The organism is Shewanella marinintestina (assembly GCF_023283845.1).
In the GTDB taxonomy this organism is placed as follows: domain Bacteria; phylum Pseudomonadota; class Gammaproteobacteria; order Enterobacterales; family Shewanellaceae; genus Shewanella; species Shewanella marinintestina.
Window position 1 is genome coordinate 154,827 of the sequence record NZ_JAKILC010000006.1, and the last position, 22,955, is coordinate 177,781.

The window sequence follows — 22,955 nt, forward strand, 5'->3', positions numbered from 1 at the left end:
GACCCAATCTTTCTGAGTATTACAATGCTAGGAATAAACCAGCAAGTGTAGCACTCATTAGGTTAGCTAAAGAGCCGGCGATTACCGCACGAACACCAAGCTTAGCTAGGTCATGACGACGACTTGGCGCCATTGAACCTAGACCACCAAGCAGAATCGCAATAGAAGATAAGTTTGCGAAACCACATAGAGCGAAAGAGATAATCGCTTTAGTACGGTCTGTCATTGCCACACCAGTTTCAGCAACTACCATACCGCCATCTGCAATATCTTTTAGGTAAGGAGCAAAGTTCAAGTACGCTACGAATTCGTTGACAACGATCTTCTGACCGATGAATGAACCAGCAACAAGCGCTTCGTTCCAAGGCACACCGATAAGGAATGCTAGAGGCATGAAGATGTAACCTAGAATTAATTCTAGAGTTAGGCCTTCCATTCCGAACCATCCACCAACACCACCGATAATGCCGTTGATCATAGCGATTAAACCTACGAATGCTAACAGCATCGCACCAACGTTTAATGCTAAGTGCATACCAGATGAAGCACCTGCTGCAGCTGCATCAAGAACGTTAGCTGGCTTATCAGGATCTTCTGGTAAGTCGCTCATGTCGTTCTTAGCTTCTTCAGTTTCAGGATGCATTAGCTTAGCCATTAATAGACCAGCTGGTGCAGCCATGAATGAAGCGGCAACTAAGTACTCGATAGGTACACCCATCTGCGCGTAACCCGCTAATACAGAACCGGCGATAGATGCAAGACCACCCACCATGATTGCAAATAGCTCTGAGTTAGTCATAGTCGCGATAAACGGACGCACAACTAGTGGTGCTTCAGTTTGACCAACGAAGATGTTAGCAGTTGCAGACATAGATTCTGTGCGGCTAGTACCTAATGCTTTTTGTAGACCACCACCGATAATACGGATGACCCACTGCATGATGCCTAAGTAGTAAAGAACTGCGATTAAAGAAGAGAAGAAAACGATGACAGGTAGTACGTTAACGGCAAAAATAAAGCCAACTTTAAAGTTAGCTAAATCACCGAATAAGAAACCAATACCGTTTTGCGCGTATCCAATAACACTAGATACTGCATCTGACATACCTTGAAGAATGTCTTTACCAACTGGAACTGCCAATACAAAACCACCTAAAGCGGCTTGGATTGCCAACGCACCAAAAACAGTACGCTTGTTAATTGCTTTTTTATTGTTTGATAACCCGAAAGCTATCGCAAGTAAGGTGACCACCCCTACTAAACTCATTAAAATATCCATTAACCATCACCCTATTGTTAATACTTTTTAATTATGTTGTTAACCAACCTTTTTTTACGATCCCGATTATACCCGACCACGTCGGTAAAAGCGTCGTATTGATCATATTTTTGAGGTTTTATTTCAATGATTTCTTTGAGAATTACGATGCGACAAACATCTGTTTAAGTAGAAAAAAACTAAAGGTCAAAGAGTTGCGTTACGTTAGAAAACATCTGTTCTGAAATCAGAACGGCAGACTTTTTTTGTAAATTAGCTATTTTTTGAAGGATGTCAGGTAAAATTAACGGTGTATTGCGAATATTTTGACTATTTTTAGGTGCCATAGCAGGCGAATCTGTTTCTAAGACGAACGATTCTATAGGTAATTCAGCGACCGTAAGTTGCAACTTTGGTGCATTATCATTGAGTAACAATCCTCCTACCCCTATCTTGTAGCCTAAATTAACATATTGAGCAGCTAATTGAGGGCTACCATAAAAGCCATGGATAACTCCTCTTCTTGATGGACTCAGGCTTTTAAGGCTCTTTAGTATTTCTTCATGCGCCCTGACAGCATGAATAATGAGAGGTAGATCAAATTCGCAGGCGAGCTCTATTTGAGCTTCAAAAACGCTCATTTGTGTTATGAAATTACTTTTGTGTAACTTATCTAACCCACATTCACCTATGGCGACTAGCCCAGAACGCTCTTTATGTTGCCGCAGCAATGCCTGTAAAGACAACCATGTCGCATCCGTCGCATCCTCCGCATACCAAGGATGAACCCCCAACGAGTAAAAACAATTAAAGCGCTCTGCAACCTCAATCAACTTAGGCCACTGCGCTTCATCAACAGCAGGAATAATCGCACTTTGAATACCGACACTGCGCATTTGCTGCAGTAACTCCTTTCGATCTCCATCAAAGTCCGGGAAATCAAGATGTGCATGGCTATCTATCATTGGGCTTTTTCGATTTGGACAAGCTGCTATTGCTAGCCCCTTATTCATCACGGCTGTCATTGGTTATTGTCTCGACCTTTTCTTGTAACGGATTGACTGCACTTTGGGTTTTAGAACCGCTGAATATTGCCCTTTTCAACTCAGGCTCTTCTCTAGTTGCCATGCAACAACGACGATTATCAGGAGTTAACCCCATTGAATCACACCAATTTATATACTTAGTCCAAAAATAAGTTATCAGTTTCATTCCAGTCCCTTAGCGCCAGAGATGCATTACATAAGCCGAAATAATACAAGTTCATTTGGTACTAACTGCATCATTTACTGGTTTTATTGTCATTTAAAAACCTATTGTCAATGTAGTACCAATTCGTATTAGGCTCAATAAACAACTCTCTTTTGAACCCTAAATACGGCTAATTATTTGTCTATTATTGCCAATATAAATCACTAGTAGCTAGGCATTAGCTTTCTTTGACCCCTTTACCCTTATTCAAGCATTAATTAAATATCATGATTTTCTGTGTGCTAAGATTACTTGCTGCTATTAAACTGACTTAGCGGCGCTCTAGCCATCAGCGTTGGGGCAATAACAAATTTAAAAAGTCTTTACTGTAAAAAACAAAACCCCAAGACAATGCTTGGGGTTTTATAAATATTGACACTGAAACTAATAATGTTTAGTTCTCACGAGTCTTAGCAAACTGAATATCTGGATAACGTTCCATTGATAAGTTCAAGTTCACCATAGTTGGCGCAATATACGTTAAGTTATCACCACCATCTAATGCTAAGTTCATGCTGCACTTACGTTTGAATTCATCAAGTTTCTTGTGATCATCACAGTAAACCCAGCGTGCAGTCGCAACACTAATCGCTTCATAAATGGCTTCAACTTTGTATTCTGTCTTTAGACGACCAACAACCACTTCAAACTGCAGTACCCCCACGGCACCAACAATCAAATCGTTGCTATCTAATGGTCTAAATACCTGTACAGCACCTTCTTCAGATAACTGCACAAGACCTTTAAGCAGTTGCTTTTGTTTTAATGGGTCTTTTAAACGAATACGACGGAACATTTCCGGCGCAAAGTTTGGTACACCGGTATAGCGTAACTTTTCGCCCTGTGTGAACGTATCGCCAATACGAATCGTACCGTGGTTATGGAGGCCAATAATATCACCAGGGTAGGCCGCTTCAGCACGGTTACGGTCACCGGCCATAAATGTCAGTGCATCACTTACGTTAACGTCTTTACCTAAACGCACATGGTGCATTTTCATGCCCTGCTCGTAACGACCAGAACAAATACGCATAAAGGCAACGCGGTCACGGTGTTTAGGATCCATGTTTGCTTGGATCTTAAATACGAAACCACTGAACTTCTCTTCTTCAGGCTGAACATCTCGCGCTTCAGTTTCACGAGGCTGAGGCGTCGGAGCCCATTCAACGATACCATCAAGAATATGGTCAACACCAAAGTTACCTAAAGCCGTACCAAAATATACAGGTGTTAATTCCCCCTTTAGGAATAGCTCGTGGTCAAACTCGTGCGATGCACCAACAACCAGTTCCATCTCATCTCGAATATCAGCAGCGTAGCTACCAATCGCTTCATCAAGCTCTGGGTTATCTAGCCCTTTGATGATACGGGAGTCTTGAATGGTGTGGCCCATACCGTTTTGATAAAGAATCACTTCATCACGCAGTAAGTGGTAAACCCCTTTAAACTCTTTACCTGCACCAATAGGCCAAGTAATAGGAGCACACGCAATGTTAAGTACTTCTTCAACTTCATCCATCAACTCGATTGGATCACGAATATCACGGTCAAGTTTGTTCATGAAGGTAACAATTGGCGTATCACGTAAACGTGTCACTTCCATTAGCTTAATAGTGCGTTGCTCTACACCTTTAGCAGAGTCAATAACCATCAAACAAGAGTCAACCGCCGTAAGTGTACGATAGGTATCTTCAGAGAAGTCTTCGTGACCAGGTGTATCGAGTAAGTTAACCAAAGCATCGTTATATGGAAACTGCATTACAGATGTCGTAATTGAGATCCCGCGATCTTTTTCCATCTCCATCCAGTCAGATTTAGCATGCTGACCTGATTTTTTGCCTTTTACGGTACCCGCTTTTTGTAACGCGTTTCCGAACAAAAGCACTTTTTCAGTAATGGTGGTTTTACCCGCATCTGGGTGAGAGATGATGGCGAAAGTGCGACGTTTGTCGACCTCAACTTTATAGCCTGACATGTTTACCTGTAATTCTGGGAGTTTACAAAGGCCGCAATTATAGCCGTTCACCTATATTTTGGCTACCAAACTAGGCGGGTAAAATTAGCATCTCTGCTATTTGTAAATAACAAGCAATAAAAAAGCTCCTCTGAAGGGGCTTTTTTTTAAGTTCGCTATTAATTAACAGCAGTTTTTAGCAGCTCATTGGTTCTAGCGAGCTCTAATCTAGCGTAGCGATGTTCTACAAAGTCATAAATATTGGTCGCTAGGGCTAAGCGGAAGTAATTTGCAGCTTGTGCATGTTCACCACGTTTTTGCGCAATCTTGGCCATATAAAAATAAGCTTCACAAAGGCGCTCCGCATACTCTTGAGGATGCTTTAATCCCTCTTGCGCCAAACTAAAAATCTGTTGCTTGGTTTTTGTTCCAAGGTAGTAGTCGACTAGTGCTGTTGCCCAAGCATTATCTTGCAATTGAGCTCTGTGCTGTGCAAGCTGACTCTTTGCAGCCACTTCGTCAATTTCTCGCTCAGCTAAATATAGCCATAGCACGCGGTAGCCATCGGACGGATCACGAGCATAAAAATCACTCATATCCGAAACGGCAAGCTCCATACGTTCGCCATAATAAAGAGAAATACCGCGATTTAAAAAGGCATAGTCGTAATCAGGAGAAAGCTCTATCACAGCATCGAATGCTTCATAAGCACTTTCAAACTCACTTTCCTGAGTGTAGTAAATCCCAAGGAAGTTGTATGCATCTGCAAGATTAGGCTGTAGTTTCAACGCCTGATGGAAATCTATTCGGCTTAAGATGCGCAGGCCAACACGGTCATAAATCACGCCACGGTCATAATGAAAACGTGCACGTTGTTCTGGTGTTAACTCCACAGAAGCAAGGATTTCATTTAACTTTGCTAGAGTAATTTCTAACTTATAGTCAGGAGAGACTGGCGCAACTTTAATTGCCGCTTGCTGATCATTTTCAGACTGAGTGGATACACATCCTGTCAGCAGCATACTCATACTTGCCATTGCGAGGATTACGGCTGTTCGCATCATTTGATTCATCCATTTAACCTTTTGAGTTCGCCAATAGCCTCAATCATAGCAACCCCTATTCATGACTGCTATCAAGGATTTGAAAATAATCTTATTATTGCCGATTAATTAATCAGAGCAATATATTAAAGCCAAAAAAAGGAGGCTCATGGCCTCCTTTAGATTCAAAGTGCTAGTGCTTATTCAGCAGCTGGCGCTTCAGCTTTAGGTGCAGCTTCTTTCATAGAAAGACGTACACGGCCTTGGCGGTCAACTTCCATCACTTTAACTTTAACTTCTTGACCCACTTCTAGGTAGTCAGACACGTTCGCAACGCGCTCTTCAGCGATTTGAGAAATGTGTACTAGACCATCTTTACCAGGAAGAATTGTTACGAATGCACCGAAGTCAACGATACGAACAACTTTACCGTTGTATACAGTACCCACTTCAACTTCTGCAGTGATCTCTTCAATACGACGGATAGCTTCTTTAGTTGCATCGCCATTTGAAGAAGCAATCTTAACTGTACCGTCGTCATCAAGCTCAATCGTAGTACCGGTTTCTTCAGTAAGTGCACGAATAGTTGCACCACCTTTACCAATAACGTCACGGATCTTCTCAGGGTTGATCTTGATAGTCGTGATACGTGGAGCGTGATCAGAGATATCTTCACGGTGTCCAGAGATTGCTTGGTCCATAACATTTAGGATATGAACACGTGCACCGTATGCTTGCTGTAGAGCAATCTGCATGATCTCTTTAGTGATACCTTCAATCTTGATATCCATCTGCAGTGCAGTAATACCGTCACGAGTACCGGCTACTTTAAAGTCCATGTCACCTAAGTGATCTTCATCGCCTAGAATGTCAGAAAGAACAACGAAATCGTCGCCTTCTTTAACTAGGCCCATTGCGATACCTGCAACTGAAGTCTTGATTGGTACACCTGCATCCATAAGAGCAAGAGAAGTACCACATACAGAAGCCATAGAGCTTGAACCGTTAGATTCAGTGATTTCTGACACGATACGTACGCTGTATGGGAATTCTTCAGCTGTAGGCATAACAGCGTTGATACCACGCCATGCTAGCTTACCGTGACCAATTTCACGACGCTTAGGAGAACCAACCATGCCTGTTTCACCAACAGAGTATGGAGGGAAGTTGTAGTGAAGCATAAAGCGGTTTGTAGACTCGCCCATGATGCTATCAATCTTCTGTGCATCACGCTCAGTACCAAGAGTACAAGTTACTAGCGCCTGTGTTTCACCACGAGTGAACAAAGAGCTACCGTGAGTACGTGGAAGTACACCAGCCATAACGTTAAGCGCACGAACCATATCAGGTTCACGACCATCGATACGTGGATTACCCGCAATGATACGGCTACGAACAACTTTCTTCTCTAAGCTACCAAGAAGACCGTCGATTTCGCGCGAATCAGCTTCTGGGTTCTCAGCCAATAGTGCTTCTTTAGCAGCAGACTTTACAACGCCAACTTGAGCGTAACGGTCTTGCTTAACTTCGATTTGGTAAGCTTCAGTAAGACCCGCTTCAGCCAAGTCTTTAATCTTAGCAACAAGAGTTTCGTCTTGTACTGGTGCAGACCAATCCCACACAGGCTTGTTAACTTCAGCTTGAAGTTCTTTAATCGCTTGAATAACAACTTGCTGTTGGTCATGACCATAAACAACTGCGCCTAGCATAACTTCTTCAGGCAATGCGCTTGCTTCAGATTCAACCATTAGTACGGCGCTTTCTGTACCAGCAACTGAAAGCTCTAATTGGCTATCAACTAGTTGAGAAACCGTTGGGTTAAGAATGTATTCGCCGTTTACGTAACCAACACGCGCTGAACCTAGTGGACCATTAAATGGAATACCAGAGATAGAAAGTGCAGCAGAAGTACCGATCATAGAGATAACTTCTGGGCTGATTTCTGGATCAACAGAAACAACAGTGATGATGACTTGAACTTCGTTCTTAAAACCGTTCGGGAATAATGGACGGATTGGACGGTCGATTAGACGTGCAGTAAGGGTTTCACCTTCAGATGGACGACCTTCGCGCTTGAAGAATCCACCAGGGATTTTACCAGCTGCGTATGTTTTTTCCTGGTAATTAACGGTTAGCGGGAAAAAGTCACGGCCTGGCTCTTCAAACTTCTTGCCAACAACAGTCACTAAAACTGTTGTATCACCCATACTTGCCAAAACAGCTGCATCTGCTTGACGTGCAATAACCCCAGTCTCTAATGTGACTGTGTGCTGACCATATTCAAAACTCTTTACGATTGGATTCACGTGAACCATTCCTTAATATTTAATTACCTTAATTACGCGCGTAAGTATACTGCAAGTTTATTCAATAGTTAAAGAGAATGATTGATGACAAAGAGCAATCTTTTCTCTAAAGTGGTTCAATCAGCCTAAGAGCATGATAACTGCACGCCTGTCGCCATCAAAACAATATGCATAAGCCATTGATATTAAGGACAAGGATTGATGAAGGAGCGTTTCAAATCTCTCACTTGGAAGCAGACTATTTTGGTCGTGTCAGCAGCATTATTTTTTGCCGTAGCGATCTTTATTGTTGAAATATCATGGCTTGTGAATGATGCCAGGAAAACCCTGACCACCAATCAACATGAACTTTTAGATTCGGTAGAGCAACCCGCTACAAACGCTGTTTGGGCTCTCGATGATGTCCTGGCCACACAAACCGTGCAAGGGCTCATAAAAGTCCAACATGTTAGATCCGCAATTTTAGAATTAGACGACCAAAGCCCTTTTGTTTCTGTCAACAATGGAGCCATGACTACAAGTCCACAAATCTTTCAAGACATAAGCGCAGAGTTATTTGGCGATTTAAAGCAAATATCACGCAATATATATCGACCATACTATGTTGATAGTAATGGCAATGAAGAGCTAATCGGAACATTAATCGTTGCTTATGATACACAAGAGCTCACCAACTCTTTATTTTTAACACTGAGGTTAAGCTTGTGGGCTACCTTAGCGAGAGCATTTCTACTGACGCTGGTGCTTTCCATCGTTTTCCATCGCTTTTTAACTCAACCCATCGCTCGAATAAGCAATTCAATCGATAATATTGACCCGGAGTCTCCAGCAGCGAACCTCTTACCTATACCAAGTTCACATCAAGACGATGAACTTGGCCTTGTTGCCTCAAAATTAAACCAAATTTTAGTTCAATTTGATAAGACCCAAACCAAACTCCGTAAAATGGCAACGCGAGACCCATTAACAGGCTTACCCAATCGCACCTTGCTGCTTGAAACTATTGCAGTAACCATTTCGCGAGCTAAACAACAGCAGTGTCAATTTGTTCTGTTATTTATCGATTTAGACCGTTTCAAGACCGTAAATGACTCATTAGGTCATGAAGTTGGTGATCAGTTTTTAATTAGGGTCGCCCGCACCCTAGAGTTAATCTCGGCCAATATAGGTACGGTTGCCAGACTCGGTGGCGATGAGTTTGTGATACTGGCTGATGGTTTAGAATCCCCAGCCCAGGCCGCAGACTTTGTCGACAAGTTACTAAAACAACTCAATAATCCAATGCTTCTCAATGAACATACCGTTCACCCCGCAGCATCAGTGGGAATAGCAATTTATCCTGATGATGGTTTACGAGCAGACGATCTTATTCGCCATGCTGATATTGCAATGTATAGCGCCAAAGCGGCTGGTTCAAATCAGTGGGCCTACTTTAAGCCGCAAATGACCGAACGTGCAGCGGTAAGATTAAAAACTGAAGCATCTTTACATGACGCACTAAACAATGATGAATTCTTATTGTACTTCCAGCCAAAGCTCGATATAAAAACCGGCGAACTAATTGGTTGTGAAGCGCTTATTCGCTGGCAAAAAGACGGTAGATTGATTAGCCCAATCTCTTTTATACCTGTCGCGGAAGACACAGGAATTATTGTCCCGATTGGTCGCTGGGTCATAGAACAAACCTGTAAAACCATCCGTGATTGGCAAAATCGATTTCAAGTTTCGATTCCTATTGCGATGAATGTTGCGACTCAACAATTCCAAAACGCCAGTTTAGTGCCAGATATTAAACAAGCATCTCTTCGCTATCAGATTGCTCCAGAGTTGCTCGAAATAGAGATAACAGAAACCTCATTAATGAACGATATTGAATCGGCTATCACCAAGCTTCAACAACTAAAAGTAGCGGGGTTTGGAATTGCAGTTGACGATTTTGGTACAGGCTACTCGTCGTTATCTTATTTACGCCGTTTGCCCATCACCACCATGAAGATTGATCGCTGTTTTGTGTCAGATTTACCGGATGATAGTGCAATTGCATCAACTATCTTAATGCTAGGAAAGCAGCTTAAGCTTAATATTGTGGCCGAGGGAATTGAAAACGAACAACAGCTCGCTTGGTTGCAAGACAGAGGTTGCCAGATAGGACAAGGGTTTTATTTTAGTGAACCTTTATCGGCAGGTGATTTCGAACAAAAATATATTGTAGTTAAACCTAGCGCCATTAAAACAATTAGTTAGCATCCTCTATCACAAGCCTCAGCCCTTACATCAGATGTATTCATACCTGTTGAGCTTATGACTACCAATTTTAGCATCTATATTTGGCTTCTAAGCACACGGTAACTTTTCCCCCCTCTTTTTTGGTAATCCTTTTATACAACCACAAGCAGCTAATATGCCCCCTGATAGCTAAATTTCAGATACAAAAAAAGGAGACATAGCCTCCTTTTAATAGATCAGACGTTAAAATTAACGACGTAGACCTAACTTCTTGATTAGCTCTTGGTAACGTACAACTTCAGTACGCTTAAGGTAAGCAAGAAGCTTACGACGAGAGCTAACCATACGTAGTAGACCACGACGTGAATGGTGATCGTGGATGTGCTCTTTGAAGTGACCTTGTAGGTGGTTGATCTGTGCAGTTAACAGAGCAACTTGAACTTCAGTAGAACCAGTGTCGTTTTCACAACGACCGAATTCAGCTAGGATTTGAGCTTTAGCTTCAACACTTAGTGACATTTCTATCTCCAAAATATTACATTAAAATTCTTTAGCCGATCACTAACTCAGCCAAAGGGGCGCGCCATTCTACCTATTTACATAATAGGTAGCAATACTAATATCAGATTAAATCTGCGATTAGGCTTGCGGCTCTCTTAAAACGATGAGTCGCTTAGGTGCAAGCTGACCATCGTCATTCATTTGGCCAATACCAACAAACTTGCGCTCATCACCAATAGTGATCCGCACTAGCTCATCGACAGGCAAATTCGAAACTTGAACTGGGTTACCGTTCATTAAATAAGTGGCTAATTCATCAGAGACGTTCACCTCTTTAAAGCCACTAACTGCAGTATCCATAGGTAATAGCAGTGGGTCTAATACATCAGACAAAGTCAAAGACTCTTCTTCAGCTTTAGCCACTAACTCTTCAAGTTGCTTCAGTGACACCATCTTATCGTATGGATAGCCTGCAACCTGAGTACGGCGCAACATAATCACGTGTGCGCCACAGCCTAGCATCTCACCTAAATCATCGGTGATAGTTCGGATGTAAGTGCCCTTTGAACAATGGATATCTAACGTTAACTCATCGCCTTCTAAGCTGATAAAGTTAAGTTCAAATACATTGATAGGACGCGCCTCACGTGGTACTTCAATGCCTTCACGCGCATATTTATATAAAGGTTGACCTTGATATTTAAGCGCCGAAAACATTGAAGGCACCTGCATGGTTTCACCACGAAAGTGCTCTAAAGCTGTTTCTAATTGCTCTTGAGTGAAGTTAATTTCTCTCGTTTGAACAATTTCACCATCTGAATCACTGGTGTCGGTGCGTTGACCCAGTTTTGCCGTCACTAAATAACGCTTATCAGCGTCAAGCAAGTGTTGGGAAAACTTAGTCGCTTCACCTAAGCAGATAGGTAACATACCCGTTGCTAGCGGATCCAGAGCGCCAGTATGACCTGCTTTATTTGCATTAAAAAAGCGTTTAACTCTTTGTAGCGCAAAGTTAGAGCTCATGCCGGTGTCTTTATCTAACAGTACAATACCGTCGATAAAACGGCCGCGAGAACGACGTGCCATTACTTATCGCCCTCATCCTTAGAATCATCTTGAGTAGCATCAGGTTCAATACCGTGTTGCTTCTGCTTAGCTTCATCGTTGCTGATAACGCGGCTAACTAGATTAGACATACGCATACCTTCAACAAGTGAACTATCGTAGATAAAACGTAATTCAGGCATCACACGCAGCTTCATGCGGCCTGCAACTAATGAACGAATGTAACCCGCTGCAGCGTCTAACGCTTCAACTTTCTGCTCGACAAGTTTGATGTCTTCTTCAAAGAAGGTGACATAAACTTTTGCGTAGCTAAGGTCGCGAGACACATCAACGTCATTAACAGTGACAAAACCGATACGTGGGTCTTTCATGTCACGCTGAAGAACAACGGCTAGCTCTTGCTGTAGCTGCTGTGCGATACGGCGTGTACGACTAAATTCTTTTGCCATAATATATTTGCCATAAATATTAAGGGCGGCTAACGCCGCCCTTATAACTAACTCGATAAATTACAAGGTACGTGCAATTTCTACCGTTTCGAAGACTTCAATCTGATCGCCAACTCTGACGTCATTATAGTTCTTCACACCGATACCACATTCCATGCCGTTACGAACATCGTTAACGTCATCTTTAAAGCGGCGAAGAGATTCAAGCTCACCTTCATAGATAACAACGTTGTCACGTAGAACGCGGATTGGAGCGCTACGCTTGATGGTACCTTCGGTAACCATACAACCAGCGATTGCACCAATCTTAGGCGACTTAAATACGTCACGAACTTCAGCAAGACCAATAATCTCTTGCTTGAACTCAGGTGCTAGCATGCCGCTCATTGCGTCACGAACTTCATCAATCAATTGATAAATGATGCTGTAGTAACGTAGATCAACACTTTCACTATCAACAACTTTACGCGCCTGTGCATCAGCACGAACGTTAAAGCCAACCATGATAGCGTTAGACGCTGCAGCTAGAGTTGCATCAGTTTCAGTTAAGCCACCCACACCGCGAGCGATGATGTTAACTTTAACTTCGTCTGTTGATAGCTTCTCAAGTGAGTCAGCAATCGCTTCAAGTGAACCTTGAACGTCTGCTTTAAGTACCAAGTTAAGCTCTTGAACTTCACCTTCAACCATATTGGCGAACATGTTTTCAAGCTTAGACTTCTGCTGACGTGCAAGTTTAACATCACGGAACTTACCTTGACGGTAAAGTGCAACTTCACGTGCTTTACGCTCATCGCGTACAACAGTCGCTTCATCACCCGCTGATGGCACACCAGAAAGACCTAAGATCTCTACTGGAATTGATGGACCCGCTTCAGTGATAGACTTACCGTTCTCGTCTTTCATTGCACGGACTTTACCGTACTCTAGACCACATAGAACGATATCGCCTTGCTTAAGTGTACCTTCTTGTACAAGCACGGTTGCAACTGGACCACGGCCTTTATCAAGCTTAGACTCAACAACAACACCCGCAGCCATACCTTCACGAACCGCTTTAAGCTCAAGTACTTCAGCTTCTAGAAGAATACCTTCTAGTAGTTCGTCGATACCTGTACCTGCTTTAGCTGAAACGTGAACAAACATGTTGTTTCCGCCCCAGTCTTCAGACATTACGCCGTGCTGAGAAAGCTCAGACTTAACGCGATCTGGATCAGCTTCAGGCTTATCAATCTTGTTGACAGCAACAATCAGAGGTACACCACCCGCTTTAGCGTGTTGGATAGCTTCGATTGTTTGTGGCATTACACCATCGTCTGCTGCAACTACAAGAATTACGATGTCAGTTGCCTTAGCACCACGAGCACGCATAGCGGTAAACGCCGCGTGACCAGGAGTATCTAAGAAAGTGATCATACCGTTATCAGTTTCAACGTGGTATGCACCGATGTGCTGAGTAATACCACCCGCCTCACCTGATGCAACTTTAGCACGACGAATGTAATCAAGAAGCGATGTTTTACCATGGTCAACGTGACCCATAATGGTAACAACTGGCGCACGAGGTTCAACTTTAACGTCACCGTTACGGTCAGCAAGTACTTGGTGCTCTAGTTCGTTTTCACGAGTAAGCACTACTTTGTGGCCCATTTCTTCAGCAACTAGCTGCGCAGTTTCTTGGTCTAGGACTTGGTTAATAGTAACCATAGAGCCCATCTTCATCATCTGCTTGATGATTTCAGTCGCCTTGATTGACATCTTAGAAGCCAACTCAGAAACTGATACCGTTTCACCGATGCTTACGTCAGCTTTAACCACTGCAGCAGGCTTGGTGAATGCGTGATCCATTGACTCAGGTGCTACACTACGGTTGTTACGTGTGTTACGTGAGTTACGGTTGTCACGACGGTTGTCTTTAGCGCGCTTACCTTTGCCGCCAGGCTTACCTGCACCCGCATTAGCGTTAGCATTGTTGCCAGCGTTAGCTGAAGGCTTACGTGGACGACGACCGCGCTTTTCTGCGTTAGCATCTGCAGTATCTTCAGCTGCACGCGCTTCAGTAGAGGTAGTCACGTGGTGATCAACTGATTTCTCAGCTTCTTTACGTGCTTTTTCTTCTTCAGCCCAACGCTTTTCGTTTTCTTCTGCTAGACGACGAGCCACTTCTGCTGTTGCAGCCGCTTCTTCGTCTGCTTTTGCTTTTGCTGCCGCTTCTTGAGCTGCAACCAATTTAGCTTCTTCTGCTTTAGCAGCTTTGTCTTCAGCACTTTCTACTGCTGGTTTTTCTGTTTGCACTTTTGCTTTCGCCTTAGCTTCGGCTTCTGCCTTAGCTTTTGCTTTCGCTTCAGCATCGGCTTTTGCCTTTGCTTCTACTTCAGCTTTTGCTTTAGCTTCAGCTTCTGCTGCCGCTTTAGCTTCTTCTGCTTTAGCCGCTGCTAATTCCGCTTCAGCCGCTTCATCACGCTTAACGAACGTACGCTTTTTACGTACTTCGACTTTCACGTCTTTTGACTGTCCGCCACTACCAGCAACACTGAGTGTTGAAACTGATTTGCGTTGTAATGTCATTTTCTGTGGGGCTGCATCGCCACCGTGTTGCTTCTTAAGGAAATCAAGCAACTGCTGTTTTTCAGATTCAGAAACCGTATCACTTGCCGACTTCTTGATACCAGCCTGAGAAAACTGTTCGACTAAACGATCAGCGCTTTTCCCAACTTCCTTGGCTAGCTTGTCTACTGTAGTATCCGCCATATATAAAACTCCCCTCTGCTGATCGACTTATGCTTCTTCGCCAAACCAACAGATATTACGGGCAGCCATAATTAGCTCGCCTGCTTTTTCTTCTGTTAATTCTTCAATTTCGATCAAATCATCAATGCCTTGTTCGGCCAAATCTTCAAGCGTAATAACGCCTTTGCTTGCCATTACGAATGCCAAGTGTCTATCCAAACCTTCTAACGCAAGAAGATCTTCACTTGGTTCAGCACCATCTAGTGCTTCCTCAGTCGCAAGAGCACGAGTAGAGATCGCAGCTTTTGCACGCTCTCTTAATGACTCAACGATATCTTCGTCGAATCCATCAATTTCTAATAGCTCTGATTCTGGAACGTAAGCAATCTCTTCTAGAGAAGTGAAACCTTCGTCAGAAAGTAGTTGAGCAAACTCTTCATCAACATCTAATGCTTGGATGAATAGGTTAACAACTTTAGCGCTTTCAGCTTGATGCTTAGCTTTCATGTCATCAACTGTCATTACGTTTAGTTCCCAACCAGAAAGTTGAGTTGCTAAACGAATGTTTTGACCATTACGGCCAATAGCTTGAGCTAGGCTATCTGCTTCTACAGCGATATCCATTGAGTGGTTGTCTTCATCAACAATGATTGAAGCCACATCAGCTGGAGCCATACAGTTAATTACGTACTGAGCAGGGTTATCGTCCCAAAGCACGATATCAACACGCTCACCACCAAGTTCATTTGAAACCGCTTGTACACGTGCACCACGCATACCAACACACGCACCGATAGGATCGATACGACGGTCATTAGACTTAACCGCAATCTTAGCGCGAGAACCTGGATCACGAGCAGCGCCCATGATTTCAATCATCTCGTCTTGGATTTCCGGTACTTCAACACGGAAAAGCTCGATAAGCATATCTGGCTTAGTACGCGTTAGGAATAGCTGAGCACCGCGCGCTTCAGGACGTACAGAGTAAAGCAATGCACGAACACGGTCGCCAGGGCGGAAAGATTCACGAGAGATGAGATCTTCTCTGAATAGTACGCCGTCAGCATTGTTACCTAGATCAACAACGACGCTTTCGCGGTTACTCTTCTTTACAACACCAACAATCAGCTCACCTTCGCGATCACGGAACTGATCAACGATTTGTGCGCGCTCAGCTTCACGTACTTTTTGTACGATAACTTGCTTAGCTGTTTGAGTAGTAATGCGGTCGAATGCTACTGATTCAATTTCATCTTCGATGAAACCGCCTAACTCAACTTCTGGATCGTCAAATTTTGCTGCTTCAAGGGTGATTTCACGGAAAGGGTTTTCCAATGGAACGCCTTGATCTTCAACAACCATCCAACGACGGAATGTTTCATAAGCACCAGTCTTACGATCGATAGCAACACGAACTTCAATGTCACCTTCGTATTTTTTCTTGGTTGCTGTGGCTAGTGCAATTTCCAGCGCTTCAAAAATCTTTTCGCGCGGTACACCTTTCTCATTTGAAACCGCCTCAGCGACTAGCAGAATCTCTTTATTCATTGTCTTGCCTCGTTCACCTTGAGTTCATCAAAACTTAGCGATTAGGTTGCCTTTACGGATATTATCCAAAGCAACAGTAAGTTCGTTCCCATCGACTGACAGATTAAGCATTTGCCCATCCACGCCAGTAACGGTGCCTTTTAAATTACGACTGCCTGCAACAGGCATCGTTAGTTGTACTTTTACAGTCTCACCGATGTAAGCCTGATACTGCTCAGCAGTAAATAGAGGTCTGTCTACACCAGGAGAAGAAACTTCTAGTGTGTATTCCGTTGAGATTGGATCTTCAACATCCATAACAGCACTGACTTGGCGGCTAGCTTCGGCGCAATCTTCAATGAAGATGCCCTTTTCGTTGTCTATATATAGACGCAAGATAGAATGCTTGCCTGCTTGAATATATTCCAAACCCCAAAGCTTATGGCCTAATGCTTCAACTGGCGCTTTGAGCATCTCTACCAGTTTGCGTTCTAATGTAGCCAAGGATAACCCCCAGAAAAACAAAAAAGGGCCTAATAGCCCCAGTACACGTCACAGAAAGTGACCGTTTTATAAGTTCCAGATAACAAAAAACCCCGTAATGACGAGGTTGATATATCCAGAACCTGTAACAGTATAGAAATAAATTCTTTACTGGGAAGCTGGTTGCGGGGGCCGGATTTGAACCGACGACCTTCGGGTTATGAGCCCGACGAGCTACCAAACTGCTCCACCCCGCGACAACTTGTGCAAGTATATTGAGAAACCTCTTCACTTGCAATAATAAAGGCTGTTTAAAGCACTTTATTATCTTCAATTTCGTCATTGTCGAAATCAAAGATTTGGTGCGGATGGGGGGACTTGAACCCCCACGAGCTTTCGCTCACCAGCCCCTCAAGCTGGCGTGTCTACCAATTCCACCACATCCGCTTAAATCGTTACATCTGACTGTTTTATTTGCCTGCTACAAGAGAGGGAGTAGCAGGCTTACAGTCGGTATCAATCGATTATGATTGATACCTTTCATAAGTTTCCTTATGAATTAGTCAGGGATCTTATCTTCTGACTTTTCAGCTTCTTGCTGAACTTGTTCTACAACTTGTGCTGCATTGCTTCCTAGCTCGTCCCATGCACCTTCAGCTTTAGAGTGATTTGCACTTAAGTTACCAATTGTAAGGCTTAGTGCAAAAAACGCTACAGCTAGAACTGCAGTTGAACGTGTCAAAAAGTTACCAGAACCAGATGAACCGAACAGAGTACCTGAAGCACCGGCGCCAAAAGAAGCACCCATGTCAGCACCTTTACCTTGCTGGATAAGGATTAAGCCAACTAGACCAATCGCAACCAACAAGTAAACAACCATTAGAACTTCATACATATTATGCGCTCATCGCTATCGTACATAAACTGAGAAATTCGGTAGCATTGAGGCTAACACCGCCAATCAATCCACCGTCTACATCAGGTTGAGCAAACAAATCTGCTGCATTACTCGGTGTTACGCTGCCACCGTACAAAATCCTGATATTTTCTCCGATAAATGGAGATACTTCAGAGAGGCGTTTGCGAATAAACGCATGAACTTCTTGAGCCTGCTCTGGCGTAGCGCTCTTACCCGTTCCTACTGCCCATAATGGCTCGTAGGCGATAATCGCGTTGTCAAAAGCCATAGTGCCATTTTTTTCAATGACCACATCTAACTCTTCAGCAATCACTTCAAAAGTACGTCTTGCTTCACGAGCTGGACCTGACTCACCAACACATAAGATTGGGGTCAAACCATGTTTTTGAGCTGCAGCAAATTTCTCTGCTACGATATCACTCGTCTCTCCGTACATACGGCGACGTTCTGAATGGCCGATAATAACATATCGACATCCTGAATCTTTTAACATCTGACCAGATATTTCGCCAGTATATGCACCAAAGTCATGTTGACTTATGTTTTGTGTGCCCATTCTGACTAAGCAGCCGTTTAAGGCTTCTTTGTTTTCATCTAGTAGTTGTCGAACACTTTCTAAGTAAATAGAAGGTGGACATAATACCACTTCCGCTGAATCATCTTGGAGCTTAGTAGCGAATTTTTTGAAAAGCTCTTGCGCTAGTTGCGCACTGCCATTCATTTTCCAATTACCAGCAACCATGGGACGTCTAAGTGCCATCACTGTCTCCTTTGAAAGCGGCGTGAATAATAGCGAACCACTTGTTAAGTTACAATACCTAAAGGCGTTATTTTTTATATTCTCGGAGGGAACGCGCGTTTTTTGCGCTACCAAGAACCTAACCGTACAATTAATGATTACCTTTGCTGTAATTTCAATCGCTACGGCTAAATTTGCCTTGTTTATTACATTAATTACTAAACTAAATTACGAACGGCATCTGCAATATAGTTAGCATATTCAGTAACAGCTTCTTGCTCATCGCCTTCAACCATCACACGCAGTAGCGGCTCTGTTCCCGATTTACGCAATAGAACTCGGCCTCGAGCCCCCAGTTTTTGCTCTACTTCAGCTTTAGCTGCTAGTACAACCTCAGAAGCAAGAGGGTCATTATCCCCTTCGAAGCGAACATTCACTAGTACCTGCGGCAACATAGTAATACTTTCAGTCAGTTGTTCTAAGCTTGCATTTTGACGCTGCATTGCAGCCACGACCAAAATACCCGCAACAATGCCGTCACCAGTTGTACCATGATCCAGATTCAAAATATGACCGGAGTTTTCACCACCGATGCGCCAATCGTGTTCTTTTAATAGTTCCATGACGTAGCGGTCGCCCACTTTAGAGCGTACAAATGGAATATTAAGCGCTTGTAATGCGAGATCTAAGCCAAGATTTGACATTAAAGTACCAACAACACCACCGCGAAGAATGCCACGTTGCTGAGCATCACAGGCTAAAATATACAAAATTTCATCGCCATCAATCACACGACCATGACGATTAACCATCATAATTCGGTCGCCATCACCATCTAGTGCAATACCTAAATCAGCATTTTCAGCTAACACAGTTTCACAGATCTTCGCCATAGATGTTGCACCAACTTTATCGTTGATGTTTAAGCCATTAGGTTTATCGCCAATAGCAATAACTTCTGCTCCTAGCTCTCTAAACACACTAGGTGCTATATGGTAAGTTGCGCCATGAGCACAATCGACCACAATTTTAAGGCCACTTAAAGTCTGTTCTGCAGGGAAGTGACTCTTACAATATTCAATGTAGCGACCAGCTGCATCATCAATACGCGCAACTTTACCTAGCAAGTGAGATTCTACGCATGCTAATGGTTTTTCAAGCTCTGCTTCAATTTCCAGCTCAACGTCATCATCAAGCTTGCTACCATCGTTGGCAAAAAACTTAATACCGTTATCGTAATAAGGGTTGTGAGATGCGCTAATCACAATACCCGCTTCAGCGCGGAATGTGCGCGTAAGATAAGCAACTGCGGGAGTAGGCATAGGACCGATAAGCATTACATCAATACCTGCGGCAGACAAACCAGCCTCTAACGCAGATTCAAATAAGTAACCAGAGATCCGAGTATCCTTACCAATAATAACTTTATGGGTGCCAGCACGAGATAAAACACGTCCAGCCGCCCAACCTAGTTTTAGCGCCAATTCTGGGGTCATTTTACCCGCGCCAACTTTACCGCGAATACCGTCTGTTCCAAAAAATTGTCTTTGCTTCACTTGAACTCCAAACTTAATAATCAGGTAGATCTAAATCCATCGATTCTACCGTAAAAAATACTAACCCTAGCTGAACCGCCGGCATAAAAAGCCAAGTGTTATGCTAAAGTTTTAAAATTCTTTGCAGCGTCTAACACTGCTATCATGTCACAGGTTTCTTGTACGTCATGTACCCGCACGATCTTGGCACCTGACTGTATAGCCAACATATTACCAGCAAGAGTTGCACTAAGTCTTTGTGATACCTCACGTCCAAGTAATTGGCCGAACATACTCTTACGTGAAAGCCCAGCCAGAATAGGCAAGTTAAATATAGAAAACTCGCTTATGCGATTCAGTAGCTCATAATTATGAGCCAATGATTTACCGAACCCAAAACCAGGATCAAGCACAATATTTTCGCGCTTGATGCCTTCGGCAACACAAGCTGAAACTCGTTGCTCAAAAAACTGATTAATATCAGCTATGACGTCATCATAATGAGGCGCGTCTTGCATGGTTCGTGGTTGCCCCTGCATATGCATTAAGCAAACAGGCACATTAAGCTTTGCTGCAACCTCAAGTGCCCCAGGCTCTTGTAGCGCCCTGACATCATTAATCAAATGCGCGCCAGCATTCACCGCGGCTTCCATTACGGTAGCTTTGCTGGTATCGATAGAAATCCAAACATCATGCTTAGCGCTTATATACTCAATTAACGGTAACACTCGCGCTAGCTCATCTTCAGCTGACACATCTTGTGCACCAGGGCGAGTCGACTCACCGCCTATATCAATAATTTTGGCGCCTTGCGCCACCATCAAATCGGCTTGCTGGCAAGCTCTCGTAAATGATGAGAACTCACCACCATCAGAAAAGGAGTCGGGGGTCACATTGAGGATCCCCATAACGAGCGGAGAACTTAACTCAAGCGTTTTACCATTAGAGATTAATTTCGACAAAATAAAGTACCGTAAACAAGAAAACCCCTAAAAGGGGTTTTCTTAATTTCACTAAAGTTTACTTAGCTGGTGATTCATCAGCGTCGCTGACGTCAGGCTTGTCTTCTTTAGTTTCCTTGATCTCTTCTTTCTTTTCAGAAGAAGTATCATTGTTGTCTTTGTCGTTTGACTGCTGATCTTTTTCCCATTCAGCAGGCATACGTACTTCACGACGTGCCATTAAGTCGTCAATTTGATTCGCATCAATAGTTTCGTACTTCATCAATGCATCTTTCATTGCGTGAAGAATATCCATATTTTCGGTTAAGAAAGTATGTGCACGTTCATAATTTGCATCAATTAGCATTTTAACTTCAGCGTCAATAACACGCGCAGTGTCATCAGACATGTGCTGAGATTTACCCATGCTGCGTCCTAAGAACACTTCATTTTCATCTTCAGCGTAAAGTACTGGACCTAGCTTTTCAGAGAAGCCCCACTGAGTAACCATGTTACGCGCAATAGAGGTTGCATACTTAATGTCTTGTGAAGCACCCGTCGAGACTTTTTCACTGCCATAAATAATATCTTCTGCAATACGCCCGCCATAAGCAACCGAGATTTGACTCTCAAGTTTGCGACGACTTTGGCTGATAGCGTCTGCTTCAGGCAAGAAGAACGTCACACCAAGCGCACGACCACGAGGAATAATAGTCACCTTGTGCACAGGGTCGTGCTCAGGGACTAAACAACCTACGATTGCATGACCCGCTTCATGATAAGCCGTCATCTCTTTTTCGTCTTCAGACATCACCATGGTCCGGCGCTCAGCACCCATCATGATTTTGTCTTTTGCACTTTCAAACTCTTCCATACCTACAACACGGCGGCTGTTACGAGCAGCAAACAAGGCTGCTTCGTTAACAAGGTTTGCAAGGTCTGCACCAGAGAAACCAGGTGTACCACGAGCGATTACACTTGCTTTAACGCCATCAGCTAAAGGTACTTTACGCATATGCACTTTAAGGATCTGTTCACGACCACGTACATCAGGTAAACCTACAACTACTTGACGGTCGAAACGACCTGGACGAAGTAATGCAGCATCCAATACGTCTGGACGGTTAGTCGCAGCAATAACAATAATACCTTCGTTACCTTCGAAACCGTCCATCTCTACTAGCATTTGGTTAAGTGTTTGCTCACGCTCATCGTGACCACCACCAACACCTGCGCCACGTTGACGACCTACAGCATCGATTTCATCGATAAAGATAATACAAGGTGCAGACTTTTTAGCTTGCTCGAACATGTCACGTACACGAGATGCACCAACACCAACAAACATTTCTACGAAATCAGAACCTGAAATAGTAAAGAATGGTACTTTTGCTTCACCAGCAATCGCCTTCGCGAGCAAAGTTTTACCTGTACCTGGTGGACCAACTAGCAACACACCAGTAGGAATACGGCCACCGAGCTTTTGGAACTTTGTAGGCTCTTTTAGGTAATCAACCAATTCTTTAACGTCTTCTTTTGCTTCGTCACAACCTGCAACATCGCCAAAAGTCGTCTTAATTTGGTCTTCGCTCATCAATTTGGCTTTACTCTTACCAAACGACATAGCACCTTTACCGCCACCGCCTTGCATCTGACGCATGAAGAAGATCCACACACCGATAAGCAATAGCATTGGGAACCAAGAGATAAAGATTTGAGTTAAGAAACCCGACTCTTCAGCTTCTTGGCCTTTCATCATGATGCCTTTACGGTCAAGATCGTTGATTAAATCAAGATCTGGCATCGGCATAATGGTGACAAATTTTTCACCTGAACGCGTGGTACCTTCAATTGTACGTTGGTCGCTTTTCACTTCGACAGTACTAACCTGCCCTGAGCGAACATCATCCAAAAAGGTTGAATAATCCATCTTCGTCTTAGTTGATGAAGAGGGGGAATAGCCCTGAAAAACTGACATCAACACTACAGCGATGACAACCCAGAGAATTAAATTTTTTGCCATGTCAC

18 protein-coding genes and 2 tRNA genes are annotated in these 22,955 nt (G+C 43.4%); 1 reads left to right on the plus strand and 19 read right to left on the minus strand.

What is annotated here, in order from left to right:
* Window positions 1–19: 19 nt before the first annotated feature.
* From L2747_RS08635 to pnp, 6 genes are all read right to left on the minus strand, one after another.
* The gene (locus tag L2747_RS08635) at window positions 20–1,279 is read right to left on the minus strand and encodes a NupC/NupG family nucleoside CNT transporter (RefSeq protein ID WP_220780349.1); all 1,260 of its coding nucleotides are present in this window, start codon (window positions 1,277–1,279) and stop codon (window positions 20–22) included.
* 179 nt (window positions 1,280–1,458) lie between these two features.
* Window positions 1,459–2,223, minus strand: coding sequence for a TatD family hydrolase (locus L2747_RS08640; RefSeq protein WP_248998758.1), 765 nt, complete (start codon window positions 2,221–2,223; stop codon window positions 1,459–1,461).
* A gap of 40 nt (window positions 2,224–2,263) precedes the next feature.
* Entirely contained in the window at window positions 2,264–2,470 is a 207-nt protein-coding gene (locus L2747_RS08645) for a DUF5363 family protein (protein ID WP_248998660.1), read from the minus strand.
* Window positions 2,471–2,903: 433 nt separating this feature from the next.
* Complete coding sequence (gene prfC, locus L2747_RS08650) at window positions 2,904–4,484, minus strand: peptide chain release factor 3 (RefSeq protein ID WP_248998661.1); 1,581 nt, start codon at window positions 4,482–4,484, stop codon at window positions 2,904–2,906.
* A gap of 158 nt (window positions 4,485–4,642) precedes the next feature.
* Window positions 4,643–5,536 (minus strand): lipoprotein NlpI, encoded by an 894-nt coding sequence (gene nlpI, locus L2747_RS08655; protein WP_248998662.1) that lies wholly within the window; start codon window positions 5,534–5,536, stop codon window positions 4,643–4,645.
* Between the two features lie 170 nt (window positions 5,537–5,706).
* Window positions 5,707–7,812 (minus strand): polyribonucleotide nucleotidyltransferase, encoded by a 2,106-nt coding sequence (gene pnp, locus L2747_RS08660; protein ID WP_248998663.1) that lies wholly within the window; start codon window positions 7,810–7,812, stop codon window positions 5,707–5,709.
* Window positions 7,813–8,013: 201 nt separating this feature from the next.
* On the opposite strand from pnp, the gene L2747_RS08665 reads away from it, so the two are divergent.
* Entirely contained in the window at window positions 8,014–10,056 is a 2,043-nt protein-coding gene (locus L2747_RS08665; RefSeq protein ID WP_248998664.1) for a putative bifunctional diguanylate cyclase/phosphodiesterase, read from the plus strand.
* Between the two features lie 231 nt (window positions 10,057–10,287).
* On the opposite strand, the gene rpsO is transcribed toward L2747_RS08665, so the two are convergent.
* From rpsO to ftsH, 13 genes are all read right to left on the minus strand, one after another.
* The gene (gene rpsO / locus L2747_RS08670) at window positions 10,288–10,557 is read right to left on the minus strand and encodes a 30S ribosomal protein S15 (RefSeq protein WP_220780355.1); all 270 of its coding nucleotides are present in this window, start codon (window positions 10,555–10,557) and stop codon (window positions 10,288–10,290) included.
* A 120-nt stretch (window positions 10,558–10,677) separates the two neighbouring features.
* Complete coding sequence (truB, locus tag L2747_RS08675) at window positions 10,678–11,625, minus strand: tRNA pseudouridine(55) synthase TruB (protein ID WP_248998665.1); 948 nt, start codon at window positions 11,623–11,625, stop codon at window positions 10,678–10,680.
* Window positions 11,625–12,053: a 30S ribosome-binding factor RbfA gene (gene rbfA / locus L2747_RS08680; protein WP_248998666.1), complete on the minus strand. Its 429-nt coding sequence runs from the start codon at window positions 12,051–12,053 to the stop codon at window positions 11,625–11,627. The genes truB and rbfA overlap by 1 nt, the downstream gene beginning before the upstream one ends.
* Window positions 12,054–12,113: 60 nt before the next feature.
* Complete coding sequence (infB, locus tag L2747_RS08685; protein WP_248998667.1) at window positions 12,114–14,804, minus strand: translation initiation factor IF-2; 2,691 nt, start codon at window positions 14,802–14,804, stop codon at window positions 12,114–12,116.
* Between the two features lie 27 nt (window positions 14,805–14,831).
* Window positions 14,832–16,331: a transcription termination factor NusA gene (gene nusA, locus L2747_RS08690; protein WP_248998668.1), complete on the minus strand. Its 1,500-nt coding sequence runs from the start codon at window positions 16,329–16,331 to the stop codon at window positions 14,832–14,834.
* Window positions 16,332–16,358: 27 nt separating this feature from the next.
* Complete coding sequence (gene rimP / locus L2747_RS08695; protein WP_248998669.1) at window positions 16,359–16,814, minus strand: ribosome maturation factor RimP; 456 nt, start codon at window positions 16,812–16,814, stop codon at window positions 16,359–16,361.
* A 159-nt stretch (window positions 16,815–16,973) separates the two neighbouring features.
* Window positions 16,974–17,050, minus strand: a tRNA-Met gene (locus L2747_RS08700).
* A 103-nt stretch (window positions 17,051–17,153) separates the two neighbouring features.
* Window positions 17,154–17,240 (minus strand) — tRNA-Leu (locus L2747_RS08705).
* 112 nt (window positions 17,241–17,352) lie between these two features.
* Window positions 17,353–17,688: a preprotein translocase subunit SecG gene (gene secG, locus L2747_RS08710; RefSeq protein ID WP_248998670.1), complete on the minus strand. Its 336-nt coding sequence runs from the start codon at window positions 17,686–17,688 to the stop codon at window positions 17,353–17,355.
* A gap of 1 nt (window position 17,689) precedes the next feature.
* A complete protein-coding gene (gene tpiA / locus L2747_RS08715; protein ID WP_028769143.1) occupies window positions 17,690–18,472 on the minus strand; it encodes a triose-phosphate isomerase in 783 nt (260 codons plus the stop codon).
* 197 nt (window positions 18,473–18,669) lie between these two features.
* A complete protein-coding gene (gene glmM / locus L2747_RS08720; RefSeq protein ID WP_248998671.1) occupies window positions 18,670–20,007 on the minus strand; it encodes a phosphoglucosamine mutase in 1,338 nt (445 codons plus the stop codon).
* A gap of 98 nt (window positions 20,008–20,105) precedes the next feature.
* Window positions 20,106–20,948 carry a dihydropteroate synthase gene (gene folP, locus L2747_RS08725; protein ID WP_248998672.1) on the minus strand — a complete coding sequence of 281 codons (843 nt, stop codon included), beginning with the start codon at window positions 20,946–20,948 and terminating at the stop codon, window positions 20,106–20,108.
* A gap of 58 nt (window positions 20,949–21,006) precedes the next feature.
* The gene (ftsH, locus tag L2747_RS08730) at window positions 21,007–22,950 is read right to left on the minus strand and encodes an ATP-dependent zinc metalloprotease FtsH (protein ID WP_248998673.1); all 1,944 of its coding nucleotides are present in this window, start codon (window positions 22,948–22,950) and stop codon (window positions 21,007–21,009) included.
* Between the last annotated feature and the right edge of the window lie 5 nt (window positions 22,951–22,955).